Here is a 17,621-nt window from a genome sequence, read left to right as displayed (position 1 = left end):
TGATTCAGGAGGCCTTGATGGTCCGTTATACTCTCGTGGCGCTGATGCTGAGCAGTGCAGCCCATGCCGCCGATGGCAAAGAAGACACCTGCAAATACCAGGGGCAAGTGATCAAAGCGATTCAGGAGGCCCGTCTGGAGAGGGTGAAGGCCAAAGACCTGGAAGAGTATCTGCTGGCCAATGAGCCAACCTGGCCGGAAAACTACAACGCGGCAATCCTGCATTTTGCGCCGGTGGTCTATGGTGCCAAAAAGCGAGACCTGAAAAAGATCGATCTGGGCGCACAAGTTGAGCAACAGTGTCTGGACAATTGGGACCAAATTCAGGAAATGCAGAAGTCCGCTTCAAACTGACCTAATCGGATCAACATGTCCTTACCGCCCGGATTCTTAGATGAGCTTCGCAGTCGCACTTCCATCGTTCAGGTGGTGGGGCGTAAAGTCATGTGGGAAGCGCGCAAGTCCAATCAGGGCAAGGGTGATATGTGGGCACCGTGTCCGTTTCACCATGAGAAAACCGCCTCTTTTCATGTGGATGATCGCAAAGGCTATTACTATTGCTTTGGCTGTCAGGCCAAAGGGGACGCGATCAAATTTGTGACCGAAACCGAGAATGTCGGTTTTATGGAAGCGGTGGAAATTCTGGCAGAAGAAGCCGGGATGACCATGCCCAAGCGTGATCCTCAGGCGCAGCAGAAAGCCGACCGTCGCACGCAGCTGTCGGATGTCATGGAGATGGCTGTGCAGCATTTCCGGCTGATGTTGAACGCGGGGGCAGGGAGCGAGGCGCGGGCCTATCTCGATCGGCGCGGCATGGCGCAGGAGACACGTGATCGGTTTGACATCGGCTTTGCGCCGGACGGGTGGCAGGGTCTTTGGGATGCTTTGACCGGCAAAGGCGTGGACCCGGATTTGATCATTGGCGCTGGGCTGGCCAAACCGTCCAACAAAGGCGGCAAGCCTTACGACACGTTCCGCAATCGCATTATGTTTCCTATTCGCGATGCGCGCGGCAAGTGCATCGCCTTTGGTGGTCGTGCGATGGATCCGAATGACAACGCCAAATACCTCAATAGTCCTGAGACGGAACTGTTTGATAAGGGACGCAGCCTTTACAACCACGGTCCGGCAAGGGAGGCGGCAGGGAAAGGCCAGCCTTTGATCGTGGCTGAAGGCTACATGGATGTGATTGCCTTGTGTGACGCCGGTTTTGGTGCGTCGGTGGCGCCGCTGGGCACAGCGGTTACCGAAAACCAGTTGCAGTTGCTGTGGCGGATTTCTGACGAACCAATCATTGCGCTGGACGGTGATAAAGCTGGTATTCGCGCGGCCATGCGGGTGGTGGATTTGGCACTGCCGTTGCTCGAAGCAGGCAAATCCCTGCGATTTGCTGTTATGCCGGAGGGGCAAGACCCCGACGATCTTATCAAGGCCAAAGGCGCAAGCGCGGTACAGAAGGTGCTCGACGCGGCAATGCCAATGGTCAAGCTGCTGTGGCAACGCGAAATCGAGGGCAAAGTGTTTGACAGCCCCGAGCGACGGGCTGCGCTCGACAAGTTGCTCAAACAGAAGATCAAATTGATCCAAGACCCGTCAATTCGGAGCCACTATGGCGAAGCAATCAAGGAATTGCGGTTCCAATTGTTCCGCCCGCAACGGGGCGTCGGAAAAGGCACTTTCAAAAAAGGCAAATGGAACGCAGAGCCGACGGTGCAAGCCCACACCAAAACGTCGATGTTGGCGGCCAGTGAAGGGCCAGTTGAGAGGCGTGTGCGTGAGGCGGTGGTTTTAGCTGTGGCCTTGGTCAATCCAGAATTGCTGGATGATTTTGAGTATGAAATTGAAAGCATGAACTGTTTGGATCAGGACAACGCGCATTTGCGTGATGTTTTGCTGCGCTATGCGAACACGCCGGATCCACGTAGCAATGTAGAAATGGCTTTGGGGCTGGAGATGGTTGAAAACCTGCTGCGCCAACCCCATGTCGCCATCACCCCCGCGGTACGCAAACCCGGTGACATGGCGCTGGCGCGCATGACGCTGACCGAGGAGCTCGCGAAGCTCAAAACCGAGCGGGGATTGAGCGAAGAAATCGCTGAAGCCGAAGAAGATCTCCTAAGCATTGCTGATGAGGCAATGACGTGGCGGTTGGGACAGGCGGCTGAGGCACGAAACAAGGCAATGCAAAGCGGTCTCGACGAAGAAGGCGGGGGCGATTTTGCTGTTGGCGACAATGGGGCGCCAATTGACAAGGATGAACGCGCGGCGTTGGATGCGCTGCGGGAAATGATCGATTTTACAAGGGGTGGGAAGCCACCACGCAAGGGATAATTCCCTTACGGCGCAGCCTTGTAAGCAACACATGAAGAAAACGGACGCGGTGGGGTTGCGAATCACCCTATTGCGGGGTTGATTCGGAGCCAGCGAATCACCTTAGCCCGAACTTGCAGGAGCATTGAATGGCCGCCAAGGACACCGACGACCAGAAGCCCGCCGATCAGGACGCCGAAATCTCGCTCGATATGAGCCAGACTGCCGTCAAGAAAATGATCGCTGAGGCCCGGGAGAAGGGCTACATCACTTACGATCAGCTGAACCAAGTTCTGCCACCTGATCAAGTGAGCTCCGAACAAATTGAAGACGTGATGTCGATGCTGTCTGAAATGGGCATCAACATCATCGAAGACGAAGAAGAAGAAGAAGAGGCAAAATCCACTGCTGTAGTGGACACCTCGTCTGCGGCGCGTGGCGTGGCTGTTTCAAGTGGCGGTAGCGAGAAGTTGGATCGCACCGATGACCCGGTGCGCATGTATCTGCGCGAAATGGGCTCGGTTGAGTTGCTGAGCCGTGAAGGTGAGATCGCGATTGCCAAGCGCATCGAGGCTGGCCGCAACACAATGATCGCCGGACTGTGCGAAAGTCCACTGACCTTCCAAGCGATCACAATCTGGCGTGACGAACTTCTGTCTGAAGATATTTTGCTGCGCGACGTGATTGATCTGGAAACCACCTTTGGCAACCAGATGGGTGAAGATGAAGAGGAGGGCGGGGCAACGCCTGTGGCCGCAGAAGCAGCCAATGTGACCTCAGCGCCGAAATCGGAAGACGGGCAACAGGAACTGGACGCCGACGGCAATCCAATTGCCAAAGACGACGATGACGATGATGAAGACGAGCAGGCCAACATGTCGCTTGCCGCGATGGAGGCCGCGCTTAAGCCGCGTGTGCTGGAAACATTGGATGTCATCGCCCGCGACTTTGCGATGCTCTCGGATATGCAGGATGCTCGGATTTCTGCGACCTTGAATGAAGACGGGTCTTTTTCCAAAAAAGACGAAGGCATTTATCAAAAATTGCGGTCCGAGATTGTGGAACTGGTGAACGAGCTTCACTTGCACAACAACCGTATCGACGCGCTGATCGATCAGTTGTACGGCATCAACCGTCGTGTGATGCAGATCGACAGCTCAATGGTGAAGCTGGCGGACCAAGCGCGCATCAACCGCCGTGAATTTATTGAAGCTTACCGTGGCCGCGAGTTGGACCCAAACTGGCTGGACGACATGTCATCAAAGTCAGGTCGTGGCTGGCAGATGTTCATGGAGCGCTCGGTCGACAAAGTGACCGAACTGCGCAACGACATGGCGCAAGTGGGCCAATATGTTGGCCTGGATATCCCGGAATTCCGCCGCATCGTGCAGCAGGTTCAGAAGGGTGAGAAAGAAGCCCGTCAGGCCAAGAAAGAAATGGTTGAGGCCAATCTGCGACTGGTGATCTCGATTGCCAAGAAATACACCAACCGTGGCCTGCAGTTCCTTGATCTCATTCAAGAAGGTAACATTGGCCTGATGAAGGCGGTGGACAAGTTTGAATACCGTCGTGGGTACAAATTCTCCACTTATGCGACCTGGTGGATCCGTCAAGCAATCACCCGTTCGATTGCCGACCAAGCCCGCACCATCCGTATTCCGGTGCATATGATCGAGACGATCAACAAACTGGTGCGGACCTCCCGTCAGATGCTGCATGAGATTGGTCGCGAGCCAACGCCGGAAGAACTGGCCGAGAAGCTGCAGATGCCACTGGAGAAAGTGCGCAAGGTGATGAAAATCGCCAAGGAGCCAATCTCACTGGAAACCCCAATTGGGGACGAGGAAGACAGCCAGTTGGGTGATTTCATTGAGGACAAGAATGCTGTGCTGCCACTGGACAGTGCCATTCAGGAAAACCTCAAAGAAACCACTACGCGGGTTCTGGCAAGCCTCACGCCACGTGAGGAACGTGTGCTGCGGATGCGTTTTGGCATTGGCATGAACACTGACCACACGCTTGAGGAAGTTGGTCAGCAGTTCAGCGTGACCCGTGAGCGTATCCGTCAGATTGAAGCCAAGGCGCTGCGTAAGTTGAAGCATCCAAGTCGCTCGCGCAAGCTGCGCAGCTTCCTGGATCAGTAAACGATGTCGTTGTTCAAGAAGCTTTTCGGTGGTGGTGAAAGCAAGGATGCTGCCTCCGAAAAGTCCACACAGCCGGTGGACTATAAGGGGTTCCAAATCACCCCTTGTCCAATTTCGGAAAGTGGTCAGTTTCGCATCTCGGCGCGTATTGACGGCGTTGTGAACGGTGAAGCCAAAAGCCACACCCTGATCCGTGCGGATGTGATCCGCGATCATGGCGAGGCTGTTGAGGCCTCTATTGGCAAAGCAAAACAGATGATTGATCAGATGGGTGATCAAATTTTCTGAGTGTATCTAGGGCGATGGCCCGGACATATGCAGTAAACGTGACCGGGCCAGCAGCTATGCTGGCCTTTTCTCTTAGCGCGAATGCAGGTAAGTTGATCACGTCCGCCACGTTGGGTGGACGACAACTCCAGAGATTTTTGATGAAACGACTTTCCGCTTTAGCGATTTTTCTAGCAGCCGGCTGCTCTGAGGCAGGTGGTCTGGGTAGCAGCAATTTTACAACCGTTGGCAATATTCGAGTAAACCAAGTGTCCGCGGATGTTTTTGAAGTGGCTCCAAGACCTGGTGGTAATCCGAATGCGCAACTGTGGTGCGGCGCCGGCAATTATGCTGCACAAGTGCTCGGTGCACCTGCGGGCGCGCGAATCTATGTGGTTGGTGAAGCAGGGCCTGGCGTGACCAGTAACGCACGTGACACAGCACAGTTTTCTCTGAAGCCCGCCGGGCAAGCCGCGGGTGCGACAGGGCGCAAAGGGACGTTTGGCCCACGCATTGGCGAAGATGAATTTGTGGCTGATGCACGTCGGTATTGTCGCATTATTGGTGATCCTTTTGCGGTTTTCTAAATGCGCCGCGCAGTTTTCCGGACTTTAGACTGACTGCCGCGGCACACGTCGCGGCAATGGAGAAAAAGAATGAAGACACTCTCAGTATGTATGATGGTTGGTTCCCTGGCGCTGAGCGCCTGTATGGATGCGAGCAGCGGCGGTGGATTTGTCTCCCGTGGCGGCGTGCAAGTGACACCCGTGAATGCTGACGTATTTGAGGTGGGCGTGCGCCCCAATGCCATCGAAGCCAATTTTTGGTGTGCGGCAGGTGACTATGCGAGCCGCAGGCTGGGTGCACCTAACAATGCGCGGGTTTATGTCGTCGGCGGCACCGGGCCAGGCACAGTCACGTCGAATCCTGAGACGGCACAGTTTTCTTTGAAACCTCCACAGGTTGCACAGGGCGCAACAGGTCGATCGGGCCGTTGGGGGCCTCGACTGGGATCCAGCAAATCGGTTGGATCCACGCGGCAGGACTGCAACATCGACCAGAACAGTTTCTGGTCCTAATCTTTGGTTGTGGAGGGCATTATGAAACATGAAGTTCTAGTGGGAATTTCTGCAGTGTCGCTCCTGTCAATGGTCGCGTGCCAGACCGGAGGCAGCGCGGCGTTTACAGCGCGCAATGGGGTACGCGTGAATCCGGTGAACGCCGATGTGTTTGAAGTGATTGCACGGCCAAATGGGCGGAAATCTGATTTTTGGTGCGGTGCCGGGTCCTTTGCCAGTAGCGCGCTTGGGGCGCCGGACAATGCTCTGGTCTACACTGTTGGTGGGGCGGGGCAGGGGGTGACCATGAAAAGCCCGGATGCCGCACAGTTTTCTCTTAAGCCACCGGAGCAGGTTTCAGGCGCCACAGGGCGGGCCGGTAACTGGGGGCCAAGTGTCGGTCAGGCAAACAGCGTTGGTCGTGCACGCAACAGCTGCGCACCGCCGCGCAACAGCGACGCCAGCTAACAGGCAATTGCCATTGCAGACAGAGTTTCAGATATCCACCCGGGGGGCCGGGCTCTACGAGTTTACACAGGATGTTGCGCGTTGGGTGGCTCACAGTGAACGTTCCGGATTATTGACGCTGTTTGTGCGGCACACCTCCTGTAGCTTGCTCATTCAGGAAAACGCAGATCCCGAAGTTCAGACGGATTTGCAGAACTTCTTTCATCGGCTTGTACCGCCAACAACTGACCACTCTATGCGCTATCTCACACACACGTATGAAGGACCGGATGATATGCCGGCGCATATCAAAGCGGCGATGATGCCGGTGTCGCTGTCTATCCCAGTCACAAATGGGCGTTTGGCGCTGGGAACCTGGCAGGGAATTTACCTGTTTGAACACAGGAATGCGCCGCACACGAGGAGTGTGACAGCGCATTTAGGTGCATGATTGGAAGACCGTCGGGTCTATGAAAATGATATAGAGACGTGGTGAAAAATCATCAGGGGGAAAACAAAGCGTGGCTTCCCAGTATCGCCTATCTTGGGGTGGCTTTTTGCCTCTACCCAAAGAGTTGTAGCTCTCCTATAGTGCCTGTGGATAACTTGGGAAAATACCCAACCCATGCCGTAACCTATTGCGGCACAGGCAAAGAGCAGTTGGAACAAGGGGAAGTCTATGCGCTGTCCGTTTTGCGGAAACATCGACACTCAGGTGAAAGATTCACGGCCTGCGGAGGATCATGTTTCGATCCGTCGCCGGCGGTTTTGTCCAGCATGTGGCGGACGGTTCACAACCTATGAACGTGTGCAACTGCGTGATCTTGTTGTGGTGAAAACAAATGGTCGCCGCGAAGACTTTGACCGTGACAAGCTTGAACGCTCGATCCGCATTTCCATGCAGAAGCGCCCAGTTGAGCCAGAGCGCATTGATCAGATGATCAGTGGCATCGTACGACGCCTGGAAAGCATGGGCGAGACGGATATTCCGTCTAAAACCATTGGTGAGATTGTCATGGAAGCCTTGGCGCGGATTGATACCGTGGCCTATGTGCGCTTTGCCAGCGTCTACAAAAACTTCCAAGCAGCCGATGATTTTGATAAATTTGTAAGCGAACTACGTCCCGACCAATCTCCTGAGGAGTAAACGTGACTGATCGTCGTTACATGGCGTTGGCCCTCTCGATGGGCCGACGCGGTCAGGGTGTCTGCTGGCCAAACCCCGCTGTGGGCTGTGTTATTGTGAAAGATGGACGCGTTGTTGGGCGCGGTTGGACCCAACCGGGTGGGCGCCCGCACGCCGAGCCTGTGGCGCTTGCACAGGCCGGTAAAGCTGCGCAGGGGGCCACTGTTTATGTAACGCTTGAACCCTGCGCACATCATGGTCAAACGCCGCCGTGTGCAGAGGCGTTGATCGCGGCCAAAGTGGCGCGGGTTGTTGTCGCCGTCCAGGACAGTGATGCACGGGTGTCTGGTCGTGGGCTGGCGATGCTACGTGACGCGGGCATTGAGGTGACCACCGGTGTACTGGCTGATGAGGCCGCGCGAGACTTGCAGGGGTTCTTCCTAAAAACCGATCTCGGTCGCCCGTTTTTGACTCTGAAACTCGCCACAACCTTGGATGGGCGGATTGCCACAGCAACGGGTGAAAGCCGCTGGATCACCGGACCAGGATCTCGTCGGGCGGTTCATGGCATGCGTCTGCGCCATGATGCGGTGATAGTTGGCGGTGGCACCGCGCGTGCGGATGATCCGTCGCTGACGGTGCGCGAGTTTGGCGACGTGGCGCAGCCTGTACGCGTCGTCGTTTCGCGACGGCTGGACCTGCCGTTGATGAGTGTTTTGGCGCAAACCGCACAGGACATCCCGCTGTGGCTTGTGCACGGCGCAGACGCGGATGTGTCATTGCAGAAAACCTGGCGCGACCTTGGGGCTGAGTTGTTGCCCTGTCCGCTGGATGGCGTTCATTTGTCTGCAAAAGGCGTGCTGGAAGCGCTTGGTAAGAAAGGGCTTACGCGGGTTTTCTGCGAGGGAGGCGGAGCGCTGGCCGCATCGCTTTTGGCCGCAGACATGGTGGATGAGTTGATCACCTTCTCCGCGGGCGTGGTAATTGGGGCGGAGGGTCATCCGGCGATTGGTGCAATGGGCCTGGCCCGATTGGGTGAAGCGCCCCGATTTGATCTGGTGTCACATCAGCGCATGGGGCAGGACATCATGAGTGTTTGGCACCGCATTGAAGCGCAGCGCCATCCACGCTGAGGCTCAGCGCCAGAGTGATTGATAACTGGCAAAGCGGCCCTGTAGTTTGGACAGCAAGCGATTGCGCCAACCAGGATGTGGGATCTCGCCAGAGGCGAGGCGGTCCAGTGCAACTTCGACAGAGCAGGGTAGGCCAGATACCGGATCCCGGTAACGCGGGTAGTCAATGAGTGCCGCATGCACGAGGCCTTCGAGAGTGGGTTGAGCTGCGCGGCGTGTGGGTACTTCTCCGAGATCGTCAGTGAGGCCCCAGCCGGCGTAAAACGGTGCACCCAATGTGGTGACCTTGCCGCCATGAACCAAAGCTTCAAAGCCGGTGAGGGAGGTCATTGTCCAGACCTCGTCTACCTGTTCTAGCAGGGACGCCATATCGGCTTGATCCAGCACCATGTCCGCCAAAGCTTCTGCCTCTTCGCGTGCGATACGTCCTTTGCGCAGGCCGGCCTCAACGTCGGGGTGGGGCTTGTAGAGGATGCGCGCGGTTGGGTTGGCGGCGCGGGTGGCCTTCAACAGGTCGAGATTGGTTGTGATCTCCGTGGTGCCGGTGAGGATAGAAGCGTCGTCTTCGACCTGGCCGGGCACCAGAATGCAGTGGCCTTTGGGCAGGTCAAAAGTGGTGCCGCCCAGATTGTACTTGGTAACGCGTTGTTTCTTCAAAGACTTAATGATGCGTTCCGCGCGTATCAGTTGATCCGGGCGCAGGTTTGTGCGCTGTGTGATCAACCTTTCCAAGCGGCTTTCCCGCGTGGGATCGTAGTAGATGCCCAGGTCGTCGCAGACTAGAGACAACGGGGGCACCAGTTCCGCGCCAAGGCCGCGGGAGCGTAAGAACCCGTCTTCAACACGGGTGGCGCCTTCTGGGCCTTGCTTGTTGGCCCAGACCATCGCAGGGCGGGGCGACTTGCGTTTGTCAAAGGTGAGCGCTTTGTGTTGGCCAAAGAAACCTTGCAAAGGTTTGCGTTTCCACAGACGCATGCCAAAGGCGTTCCAGCCGTTGCGGTCCTCGCGCCAAGATCGGGACAAAGCGGCAAGTTGTTCTAGGCTGTCCTCAAGTTCACAGAGCCCGTCACGGCAGGGGTCGTACCATGTGGGGTAGAGGATCATCGCAGCGGCAAAGAGCTGCGCACGGGTCAGGCGGCGTTGGCGGCGGTAGAGGGGAAATTCGTCTTGGGTGAGCTCCCATCCGGCGTAAAATGGTTGCCCAAAAATGCGGGGCTTGTGACCCGCAAGAATGGCTTCGAAACCAAGCTGCGACGAAACGGTGTAAACGGAGATGGCGCCTTCCAACAGCACCCAAGGACTGATCGGATCCGTGTAGAGCTGCACGTTGTCGCGGGTGTCGCTCGCACTGTAGTAGCCAGCACGCGCACCATGTTGTGTTTCTGGATGGGTCTTGATCAGAACACGTGCGCCGGGGTTTTCTTCCTGCGCCATCACCAGCATTTCCTGGAAGCGCAACTTGTCTGCGCCGCTGGCTGTCACGGCGGCGTCGTCGCGGGTTTGATCGATGACCAGCACATAGCCTGGGTCAGGGGGCTGAAGGTGAGGATCCACGGCCGCGTATTTAGTGAGGTGACCTTGCTTAAGGCGCTCAATCGCGCCGCGCGCGCGATTTAGGAGTGCCGTATCATCCAGCGGTTCATGTTTGAGAAGCTTCTCCAAATCAGAGGGTTGGCTGGGATCAAAATGCGGGCAGGTGGTGTCGATCATCAGGCCGATTGGAGGCTCTTTGCCAATACGACCAGGGAAGAGGGAGCGCAGGAAGGCATCTTCGACGTAGAGCTGAGATGCGCCGGTTTTCTGAGCCATAGCGTGGCCGCGATGGGCGGTTGGGCTGTTGCCCCAGATGGCGATTAGGTCCTCTGGAGAAGGGCGGCCAAAACGGAGTTCATAACCAGCAAGAGATAGGATGCGGCGCAGGCGTTTTTGAAAAAAGAAACCGCCGTTGAATGCAAAAAGCCGCCGGGGGTCGTCGCCCCCGGCGGCTTGATTTTCAGAATAGCTCTGCACGCTTAGAGACCGCCGAGGCTGCTCAATGTGTCAGCAGATGTCAGAGTACCCGTGACCGCCGAGATGGTTTTGTCCCATGTGGTGATTGGGGCTTCGGTCACATAAAGTGTGTCGCCGTCGCGGATGATAAAGTCGCGCGCCATGAACATGCCGTTGGGCTTGGTCAGGTCGAGCACATAGACCATGCGCTGTGCACCGGTGAGGTCTTTGCGACCCAGTACATTGTTGGCAACTTTGTCTGCTTCGTTGCGAAAGATGAACACGCCGGTCGGGTCAGAGCTGGTCGGGGTCAAACCGCCAACTTGCGCCAAAGCTTCAATGGCCGACAGATCTTTGGTGAAGAAGTTAACCCGGCTTTGGGTGCCAGTTGCACCAAGGGCTGTAAAGGCGCGGGTGTCTTCTTCGACCAGAATGCGATCCCCGCCGCGCAGAGCGATGTCGAGCTTCGGGTCGTCGTAAAGATCCTGGAACCAGATGTGACCGGTTTCTTTGCCGCGCAACACGGTGATCTGAGCGATCTCCGGTACAATGGTCACACCACCGGCCTGCGCCAGCATGGTGGACAGTGTACGAGTAGGGCGCTCGATGGGATAGACACCTTGCGCACCAACGGCTCCCACCAAAGACACAGTGGCACCGTCGCCTGCAGCGCGGCGGACTTCGACCTGTGGATCGGGGGTTTGCTCTTCGAGTTTGGAAGAGATGATGCGGCGGATGCCTTCTGGCGTGTTGCCAGCGGCGCGGATGCGGCCGGCATAGGGCACAAAGATAAAGCCAGCGCCGTCGACCTGAACTTCTTCAAGCACAGCAGCCACTTGGCCTTCTGGTCCCAAAAGAGGTTTGTCGACGTTTTCCCAAATTGTCAGCGCCAGAATATCGCCGGGGCGAATCGTATCAGAGCCAAGTTGGCCTGCGTTCTGGAAGCCGTCGGAGAAGCCAAGGGCGGGTACCACAGCGGTGGCGCGAGAGACGCGGTCGTTTACGGCAACAATGAAGGCGTCGCCTTCACGCTGCACAGAGCCTGCGTAGATTTCGCGTTTGTTAGGGCCGGAGCGCGGCACCAAACTACACGACGCCAAAACGGTCGCCATAGTCAGTACGACGGCGCACTTCCCCAATCGGGATGCAAAGGATTTCACTGCTCGGTCTCCTCGACCTGATTATTCTGCCTCAGTTTTTTGAGACAACTTACAGAAATCCTAACCAAAAATCCAGCGCTAGACCTTGTGGGGGTCACTTCACAAGCCGCAACTGTTGCCGTGGTGCCGCTGTGCCGGCAGCGAGCGCCTGATAGGGATCGTCATCAGACAGCATCATGTCGACCACCTGACGCAACAGACGGCGGCGGCCGCGGGCGGAGTAAAACCCGCCGGGAACCTGGCTGGTTTCAAGCAGATAGCGGCGATAGGTCTTGTAGGCGCGGCTGTCTGGTCGGGTTGCGGCTGAGAAAAAACCCGCCAAGGATTGCGTACTGACAAACTCCGGCTGGTTATAAACGGCGTCGCCAAAAGCTTTGATCGGGATGCCGCGCCAGAGCACCTGTTGCGCGGCAGTAGAATTCACAGTGACAGCGGTGCGGGTGTCGTTCAAAAGCTGTGCCAGCTTGCCGCCACGCACATAGTGCACACGGTTTTCGATGTTGTGAGACTTGGCCAGGTTTCGAATTTCTTTGCGCAGAGGCACGCGGCCATCTTCGAGCGGGTGTGCTTTGAACACCAGATGATGATGTTTTGGGGCGTTTTCTGCGAAGTTCTCGATCACCAATGACAGAAAGTCAGTCATTGTGGAAAACGGGGAATGCTTTTGAAAGCTGCTGTCATGTTCAAGTTGCAGCAATGCAAGGTGATACGGAAAACCGCCGTAGCGAATGCGCAAAGTGGCGATGCGGCGTTGTATGGCAAGAAAAGGCATCAGCAGAAGGCGCTGTAAGTACAGCTGAAATTCGCGCGTGACCGAGAGCGCTCGGTGCGGGCGAAAATTGCGGAACTTGCGGTTTGTGAACATCACAAACCAATGGTACAGCGCGCCGTAAAACACGTGATGGCGCATGTCGCCCCAGTGCCCCGGTGGCATAGGGGTTTCCATATCGGATCCTTCCAGCGCCTTCTCCATCTGCGCAAGGTCCATGTCCATCAAGCGCGAGTTGCCGTTGGATCCGCCGCGCTCGTACGTCACCCAGTAAGGGCGTAGATAGCCTTCTTCAAAGACATGCACGCGGATGCCCGCATCTTTGGCGATCTCCACAGCTTGGGCATGGATTGGACGGACGTCACCGTAGAGGACAATGTCAGTAACCTGTTTCTCTGAAACGATGTTTTGGAAGGCGTTTGGCCAATCTTCAGGCGTATCGAGGTAGGGTATGAAACTCTTTTGATGTGGCCAAAAAGCGCGGTCGCCCGCGTTAAAGCCAACTCGCCAAACCGTGGCGCCAGAGCGGCGCAACATACGTGCCAGCGCTGCAAAAAATGGCCCATGCGGGCCTTGCAGGAAAAGGAACACTTTGTTGTCGCCGGTCGGAATTGTCATAACGCTCAACCCTATACGCCTTCTGTTAAGGGAATGTTAGCCTAACGCCGTGGCAAAAATGTGGTCGCTGATTGCCGCAGTCTGGACAGCTTGTCTTGAGGCGGTTCGGCCTGTAGGTCTTTGGCAGATCACAGCTATGGAGCGCGGCCCGTGTTTACTGGAATTATCACTGACGTTGGCGAAATTGTTGCACTGGAACAGCGCGGCGACCTGAAGGCGCGTATCAAGACGGCGTATGACACATCGGGAATTGAGCTTGGCGCATCTATTGCCAGTGAGGGGGTTTGCCTGACCGTTATCGCTTTGGGTGAAGATTGGTATGATGTTGAAATTTCGGCAGAAACCGTCTCCAAAACCAACCTTGGGGACTGGACCGAAGGCCGCTCTGTGAACCTTGAACGGGCATTGAAGGTTGGCGACGAGCTGGGCGGGCATATAGTCTCGGGGCACGTCGATGGCGTGGCCGAGATTGTGGCGATGAAAGATGAAGGCGACAGCACGCGGTTCACCTTTAAGGCCCCAAAAGAATTGGCAAAATTCATTGCCCCGAAAGGCTCTGTGGCCTTGAACGGTACGTCGCTCACGGTGAATGAGGTGGATGGCTGTGACTTTGGCGTAAACATCATTCCGCACACCAAAGAGGTCACCACCTGGGGCACTGCTAAGGTGGGGGACAAGATCAACCTCGAGATCGACACGCTGGCACGCTATGTGGCGCGACTGGCAGAGATGTCGTCTTAAGCCGCCGAACGGCGGAGGCAACACGTCGGTATAGCGTCTGTATCACGGCTGTATTGCGGAGGTGCAAATTTTGCGCCCGTTGCATGGGCTGTGGGTGTTAAGAAATGCAAGGCTGGGGGCCAGCCCCCAGGCCCCCGGGATATTTGTGGAATGAGAAAGCTTGGGGCGTGAAATTGACGCCCCTTGCAGTTTGATCTCCAGCCTCCCAGTTTTGGGCTAGACACGCACAGGGCAGGTGAGATGCATCTGGATCAGATTTGGCGAGAGTATGGCGGCGCGCTTCGGGGCTTTCTGCGCAAGCGGGTGGCCAATGAAGCGGATGTGGATGACCTGCTGCAGGACATCCTGATTAAAACGCATGCGCATTTGTCCGAAGTGCGGGACCCGGCGGCACTTAGGGCGTGGCTGTTTCAGGTGGCGCGCAACGCAACCGTGGATTTTTACCGCGCGCGTGCCAAGGCACAGCCGGTGAATGCGGATGACTTGTGGTATGGCGCAGAGGAAGAGGCTGGTGCTTTAAAAGACTTGGAAGGTTGTGTGGCATCTTTCTTGGCGGCGTTGTCTGATGAGGACGCAGCATTGCTACGCGCCATTGATCTGAACGGACAAAGCCAGAAACAAGTGGCCGCAAATATGGGGCTGGCTTACAGCACGCTTAAGTCCCGCGTGCAGGCCGCGCGGGGAAAAATGGCTGAACAGTATCGGGCCTGTTGTGCGATGGAATTAGGTGCAAACGGCGAGATCATTGCGGCAACACGGAAAGAGGCGGCTTGCCCCAAGTGTTGAGCGCGGGGGGCTGCATCAAATTCTGTTTGCCTGAGAGGTAACCGCTCAAAAGAAAATGGCCCGGAGTTAAAGCTCCGGGCCGTTTCAATTTGTCAGGTCAATTGTCCGACTGGTTCTTCAGGATTTCCTGATTTTTCTCACGCAGACGCCAGGCTGCCCCCATGCTGTCCCTCAGGTTGTCGGGGAGCTGGTCGATGGGCACCACCAAATCGCCGTCCACCGGCCATTCGGTGAGCAGCTCGGGGTGGTAGCCTTCTGGGTAGTAGAGCTTGGGATCGATTTCCATCTCACGCACGTAAGGTTCCTGGATGTCTTCGCGGGCGTGAGGTGGGTGTGGCACCACCAACTGGCCATGGCTGAAGTCGAACTGCGGCGCGCGCGAGTTGGGGAACCGGGGTAGGATGCCATCTCGCACCCAGATTTGATCCTTGGTGACGTTTACTACAATCCCGTCGGGCGCCCCAAAGTGGTAGGGGCCTTTCCAGTGCTCGCGGATTTCTGCCACGGTTTCTTCGATCTGGTAGGGGTCATAACTCATGTGGGTGTTCATCAAGAGCCGTGGTTGCACCAGATTGGCAATGTAGCCTGCCGCGTAGCTTGGCGTGTGGTGGGTGTCCACGGTGTAGCGACCAAGGAATGGTGGTACCCCTTGAACACCAGAGGAAATTTCCAGAATTTCCTGCTGCTGTTCGGTGACAAACACGTCGCAGCCTTCGGCAAAAGGAATGTCGATCATGTTGGGGCGGCCGTCGCCGGTCCAGATGAAACACAAGTCGTTCCAGTCCAGCCGATAACCGGAGGCACCGTCTTTGGCGTGGCTGCGCTGCCAGTGGGTGACTTTCACGCCGTCTTCGTCATAGACACGCCACCGTTGTCGCGAAAATCAAACTCGTTGACCTCGATGTCAAAACCTTTGCCAACCGGGAAGACGCTGAAGGCGTCGCGATGCCAACCGGTCATCATCTTCATGCCCTCCACCATCGTGGCGGTGCCATATTCCTCCGTACGTCCGGAAGGGCCGTGCACGGTCAGGTTTTCATGCCACCCGCCAGCCCAAGTGCCAAACATCCACAGATAGGGCAGTCCGCCAAAATGGTCGACGTGCAGGTGGGTTATGAACACATCGCTGATCTGGTTGAGCGCATAGCCACCCGCGATGATGTTGGCGGGAGAGCCTTCGCCGATGTCGAACATGAAAATTTTACCGTTTCCAAGCTCTACCAGAATAGCGGTGTTCATTTGGCCCGGTCGAATGAAAGGCGCGGAGCCCATAAAAATGATGCGCATCTCGTTGGGCTGCACATCTTCGGTGCCGGGGAACCAGTTCGCGGCACTCCGGAGCCAAGGTTGAGGCGAGATACCTTCAAAGGTCAGCCCCTCTTTCCAACGCCCCATAGGCACACCACCGGTGAGGGCGGCTTGGATGTCTTCGGGGGTGGACGGCTCTTGAATTGGAGGGGGCTCTGCAAGTGCTGCGTCAAACAGAAGGGAGCTGGCCAATGTTGCGGCGCTTACGCCAGCAAGGGCGCGTTTCAACAAATTGGATGGTTTCACTATGAGTTCCTTTCAAAAATTTCGACCGGATATCGCCGGTTGACTTAGGTTCGGAATGGTGAGGCTACTTTGGTCCAATTGTGCACCAGGTGCTTGGCTGCGGTACCTGGCCCGCTTGTTGTCGTGTTTTGCTAGCTTTGGTTGAAAGAACGCGAGTTTTGCTGAGCGCATTCGCCATTTCTAGCGGTTGAAGAATTTGCCCTCAAGCTCCTGACGCAGACGCAGGCGTTCCGGGTATTCCTGCAAGAACTGCTCCGGTGGTTTGCCTTCCCAGACCTGCGCAAAGACGCGCATTTTGTTGCCGCCGTAGATTTTGGCGAGGTCCTCGTTGGAATAGCCACGTGCCCAGAGATCATCGGTGATGGCAGCCAGAATTCTGGCAAGCTCCCCACTGCCAGTGGCGCCTTTGTTAAACGCGTCAATCATGTAACCACCGTCGTTGTACATGTCCGCATTGGCGGTGGCGAAAGCGACGACAAGTTCGGTGGAGAACATGTCGTCAGAGGCAATGCCCACATGGTCCACGCCAACCAGTTTCACATAGTAGTCAATCATGTCGGCGGCTTGTTTGGGGGAAATGTCATCCGGCCAAATGCCATCCAGCATCCATTCTGTGAAGGTGGGCGAGATATAGCCGCCGGATTTGGCCGCGCGCAGGGCCTCGTTATCGGGGATATTGCGGTAGCAGCCTTGTGGTGTGGCGTTGGGCTCACTTTTGTAGAGGCCCGCCGGCACCGAGTGGGTGTAAACATAGGGCACACCGGGGTAGGTTTCATCCATGTAGTCCATCGCGTCATTGGCTGTTTTGGAACCGGTGTGGCTGAGATCAAGCAGGATGCCAAAGCGCACCATCTCGTCGATCACCTTTTTGCCCCAAGGGGTCAGCCCAATGTCGCGGCCGTTTTGGGCGGCCAATTGGCCAGAGCCGGTGCGAAAGATGTCGTTATAAGCGAGGATCATCGACTTCACGCCAATGTCCTTGAGCGTCGCCATTTTCTTGAGGTCGCCATTGAGGATGGTCGCGGTCTGGCTGTTCCAGATCACGGCGGTTTTGCCCTGTAGGTGCGCGGCCTCAATATCGCGGGTCTCGTTCACGATCAGGTAGTTTTCAGGCTGCTGCGCCATGGCTGCACGGAAGTGGTAGTGCTGCTCGAGAAAGGTTTCCCAGGACATGTCAGCGGCGGCCAAGGTCATTTCATGACCGGTGATGCCGTTGTCTCGCGCGCGTTGAAAATAGGTGTGGAGCTGCTCATAGTCTGTCCAGCCGGTGCCATAAGGGCTGGCCAACATGCCAAGCACGATGGTGTCTTTCACAAACTGCGTGGCTTCTGGGCTTGCCTCCCAGGTCTTGCTTTCTTCGCTGCCAAAGGCGGGCAGGGCCAGACATGCGGCGGTCAGGGCTGCAAAAGACACGGTGCGCAAAGACATAGGGCTCTCCAAATAAATCTGTGAAATTTGAAAGCAGTATGTGGCGGGTTTGGCCAAACACAAAGCGCGTTTGAAAAAAGGTTGCGAAAACT

At 56.4% G+C, this 17,621-nt stretch carries 18 protein-coding genes; 12 read left to right on the top strand and 6 right to left on the bottom strand.

From position 1 onward, the window contains the following. The first annotated feature begins 17 nt into the window (after positions 1 to 17). From QOL67_RS07165 to ribD, 10 genes are all read left to right on the top strand, one after another. The gene (locus QOL67_RS07165) at positions 18 to 353 is read left to right on the top strand and encodes a hypothetical protein (RefSeq protein WP_283425276.1); all 336 of its coding nucleotides are present in this window, start codon (positions 18 to 20) and stop codon (positions 351 to 353) included. 15 nt (positions 354 to 368) lie between these two features. Then, the gene (gene dnaG, locus QOL67_RS07160; protein WP_283425275.1) at positions 369 to 2,330 is read left to right on the top strand and encodes a DNA primase; all 1,962 of its coding nucleotides are present in this window, start codon (positions 369 to 371) and stop codon (positions 2,328 to 2,330) included. Between the two features lie 128 nt (positions 2,331 to 2,458). After that, positions 2,459 to 4,453 carry an RNA polymerase sigma factor RpoD gene (gene rpoD / locus QOL67_RS07155; protein ID WP_283425274.1) on the top strand — a complete coding sequence of 665 codons (1,995 nt, stop codon included), beginning with the start codon at positions 2,459 to 2,461 and terminating at the stop codon, positions 4,451 to 4,453. A 3-nt stretch (positions 4,454 to 4,456) separates the two neighbouring features. Next, positions 4,457 to 4,741, top strand: a complete 285-nt coding sequence (locus QOL67_RS07150; protein WP_283425273.1) for an HlyU family transcriptional regulator — start codon at positions 4,457 to 4,459, stop codon at positions 4,739 to 4,741. A 140-nt stretch (positions 4,742 to 4,881) separates the two neighbouring features. Further along, positions 4,882 to 5,307 (top strand): hypothetical protein, encoded by a 426-nt coding sequence (locus QOL67_RS07145; RefSeq protein WP_283425272.1) that lies wholly within the window; start codon positions 4,882 to 4,884, stop codon positions 5,305 to 5,307. A 69-nt stretch (positions 5,308 to 5,376) separates the two neighbouring features. Beyond that, positions 5,377 to 5,799, top strand: coding sequence for a hypothetical protein (locus tag QOL67_RS07140; RefSeq protein ID WP_283425271.1), 423 nt, complete (start codon positions 5,377 to 5,379; stop codon positions 5,797 to 5,799). Positions 5,800 to 5,820: 21 nt separating this feature from the next. Continuing rightward, positions 5,821 to 6,246: a hypothetical protein gene (locus QOL67_RS07135; RefSeq protein ID WP_283425270.1), complete on the top strand. Its 426-nt coding sequence runs from the start codon at positions 5,821 to 5,823 to the stop codon at positions 6,244 to 6,246. 13 nt (positions 6,247 to 6,259) lie between these two features. Next, positions 6,260 to 6,676 carry a secondary thiamine-phosphate synthase enzyme YjbQ gene (locus QOL67_RS07130; protein WP_283425269.1) on the top strand — a complete coding sequence of 139 codons (417 nt, stop codon included), beginning with the start codon at positions 6,260 to 6,262 and terminating at the stop codon, positions 6,674 to 6,676. A gap of 228 nt (positions 6,677 to 6,904) precedes the next feature. After that, the gene (nrdR, locus tag QOL67_RS07125; RefSeq protein ID WP_283425268.1) at positions 6,905 to 7,372 is read left to right on the top strand and encodes a transcriptional regulator NrdR; all 468 of its coding nucleotides are present in this window, start codon (positions 6,905 to 6,907) and stop codon (positions 7,370 to 7,372) included. Between the two features lie 2 nt (positions 7,373 to 7,374). Next, entirely contained in the window at positions 7,375 to 8,484 is a 1,110-nt protein-coding gene (gene ribD, locus QOL67_RS07120) for a bifunctional diaminohydroxyphosphoribosylaminopyrimidine deaminase/5-amino-6-(5-phosphoribosylamino)uracil reductase RibD (protein WP_346770601.1), read from the top strand. Positions 8,485 to 8,487: 3 nt separating this feature from the next. Here the strand turns inward: ribD and QOL67_RS07115 are convergent, their stop codons facing one another. The 3 genes from QOL67_RS07115 to QOL67_RS07105 form a co-directional block, all read right to left on the bottom strand. Next, positions 8,488 to 10,494, bottom strand: a complete 2,007-nt coding sequence (locus QOL67_RS07115; RefSeq protein WP_283425267.1) for a capsule polysaccharide biogenesis protein — start codon at positions 10,492 to 10,494, stop codon at positions 8,488 to 8,490. Between the two features lie 2 nt (positions 10,495 to 10,496). Beyond that, positions 10,497 to 11,633, bottom strand: coding sequence for a polysaccharide biosynthesis/export family protein (locus QOL67_RS07110; RefSeq protein WP_488153900.1), 1,137 nt, complete (start codon positions 11,631 to 11,633; stop codon positions 10,497 to 10,499). A 94-nt stretch (positions 11,634 to 11,727) separates the two neighbouring features. Further along, complete coding sequence (locus QOL67_RS07105; protein ID WP_283425266.1) at positions 11,728 to 13,020, bottom strand: capsule polysaccharide biogenesis protein; 1,293 nt, start codon at positions 13,018 to 13,020, stop codon at positions 11,728 to 11,730. A gap of 150 nt (positions 13,021 to 13,170) precedes the next feature. On the opposite strand from QOL67_RS07105, the gene QOL67_RS07100 reads away from it, so the two are divergent. Both QOL67_RS07100 and sigZ read left to right on the top strand, forming a co-directional pair. Next, positions 13,171 to 13,761, top strand: coding sequence for a riboflavin synthase (locus QOL67_RS07100; RefSeq protein ID WP_283425265.1), 591 nt, complete (start codon positions 13,171 to 13,173; stop codon positions 13,759 to 13,761). 240 nt (positions 13,762 to 14,001) lie between these two features. After that, a complete protein-coding gene (gene sigZ / locus QOL67_RS07095; protein ID WP_283425264.1) occupies positions 14,002 to 14,547 on the top strand; it encodes an RNA polymerase sigma factor SigZ in 546 nt (181 codons plus the stop codon). A 97-nt stretch (positions 14,548 to 14,644) separates the two neighbouring features. Here sigZ and QOL67_RS07090 read toward each other — a convergent pair whose 3' ends face one another. The 3 genes from QOL67_RS07090 to QOL67_RS07080 all read right to left on the bottom strand — a co-directional run bounded on the left by QOL67_RS07090 (position 14,645) and on the right by QOL67_RS07080 (position 17,529). Continuing rightward, a complete protein-coding gene (locus QOL67_RS07090; RefSeq protein ID WP_283425263.1) occupies positions 14,645 to 15,391 on the bottom strand; it encodes an MBL fold metallo-hydrolase in 747 nt (248 codons plus the stop codon). Next, positions 15,388 to 16,101: an MBL fold metallo-hydrolase gene (locus QOL67_RS07085; protein WP_283425262.1), complete on the bottom strand. Its 714-nt coding sequence runs from the start codon at positions 16,099 to 16,101 to the stop codon at positions 15,388 to 15,390. Before QOL67_RS07085 ends, QOL67_RS07090 begins: the two co-directional genes overlap by 4 nt. Before the next feature lie 180 nt (positions 16,102 to 16,281). Next, on the bottom strand, positions 16,282 to 17,529 hold the full coding sequence (locus QOL67_RS07080) for a membrane dipeptidase (RefSeq protein ID WP_283425261.1): 1,248 nt from the start codon (positions 17,527 to 17,529) through the stop codon (positions 16,282 to 16,284). Between the last annotated feature and the right edge of the window lie 92 nt (positions 17,530 to 17,621).

Origin of the sequence: Shimia sagamensis (assembly GCF_900182745.1) — a bacterium.
GTDB classification, from domain to species: Bacteria; Pseudomonadota; Alphaproteobacteria; order Rhodobacterales; family Rhodobacteraceae; genus Shimia; species Shimia sagamensis.
Note: the sequence above shows the minus strand (reverse complement) of the source record. Positions and strands in the feature narration are given on the sequence as shown.

Bases quoted from the DNA above. Each gene is read 5' to 3' on its own strand.
- QOL67_RS07105 (WP_283425266.1), bottom strand. From the start codon at position 13,020: ATGACAATTCCGACCGGCGACAACAAAGTGTTCCTTTTCCTGCAAGGC.
- QOL67_RS07080 (WP_283425261.1), bottom strand. From the start codon at position 17,529: ATGTCTTTGCGCACCGTGTCTTTTGCAGCCCTGACCGCCGCATGTCTG.
- rpoD (WP_283425274.1), top strand. From the start codon at position 2,459: ATGGCCGCCAAGGACACCGACGACCAGAAGCCCGCCGATCAGGACGCC.
- QOL67_RS07140 (WP_283425271.1), top strand. From the start codon at position 5,377: ATGAAGACACTCTCAGTATGTATGATGGTTGGTTCCCTGGCGCTGAGC.
- QOL67_RS07150 (WP_283425273.1), top strand. From the start codon at position 4,457: ATGTCGTTGTTCAAGAAGCTTTTCGGTGGTGGTGAAAGCAAGGATGCT.
- QOL67_RS07165 (WP_283425276.1), top strand. From the start codon at position 18: ATGGTCCGTTATACTCTCGTGGCGCTGATGCTGAGCAGTGCAGCCCAT.
- QOL67_RS07145 (WP_283425272.1), top strand. From the start codon at position 4,882: ATGAAACGACTTTCCGCTTTAGCGATTTTTCTAGCAGCCGGCTGCTCT.
- nrdR (WP_283425268.1), top strand. From the start codon at position 6,905: ATGCGCTGTCCGTTTTGCGGAAACATCGACACTCAGGTGAAAGATTCA.
- sigZ (WP_283425264.1), top strand. From the start codon at position 14,002: ATGCATCTGGATCAGATTTGGCGAGAGTATGGCGGCGCGCTTCGGGGC.
- dnaG (WP_283425275.1), top strand. From the start codon at position 369: ATGTCCTTACCGCCCGGATTCTTAGATGAGCTTCGCAGTCGCACTTCC.
- QOL67_RS07135 (WP_283425270.1), top strand. From the start codon at position 5,821: ATGAAACATGAAGTTCTAGTGGGAATTTCTGCAGTGTCGCTCCTGTCA.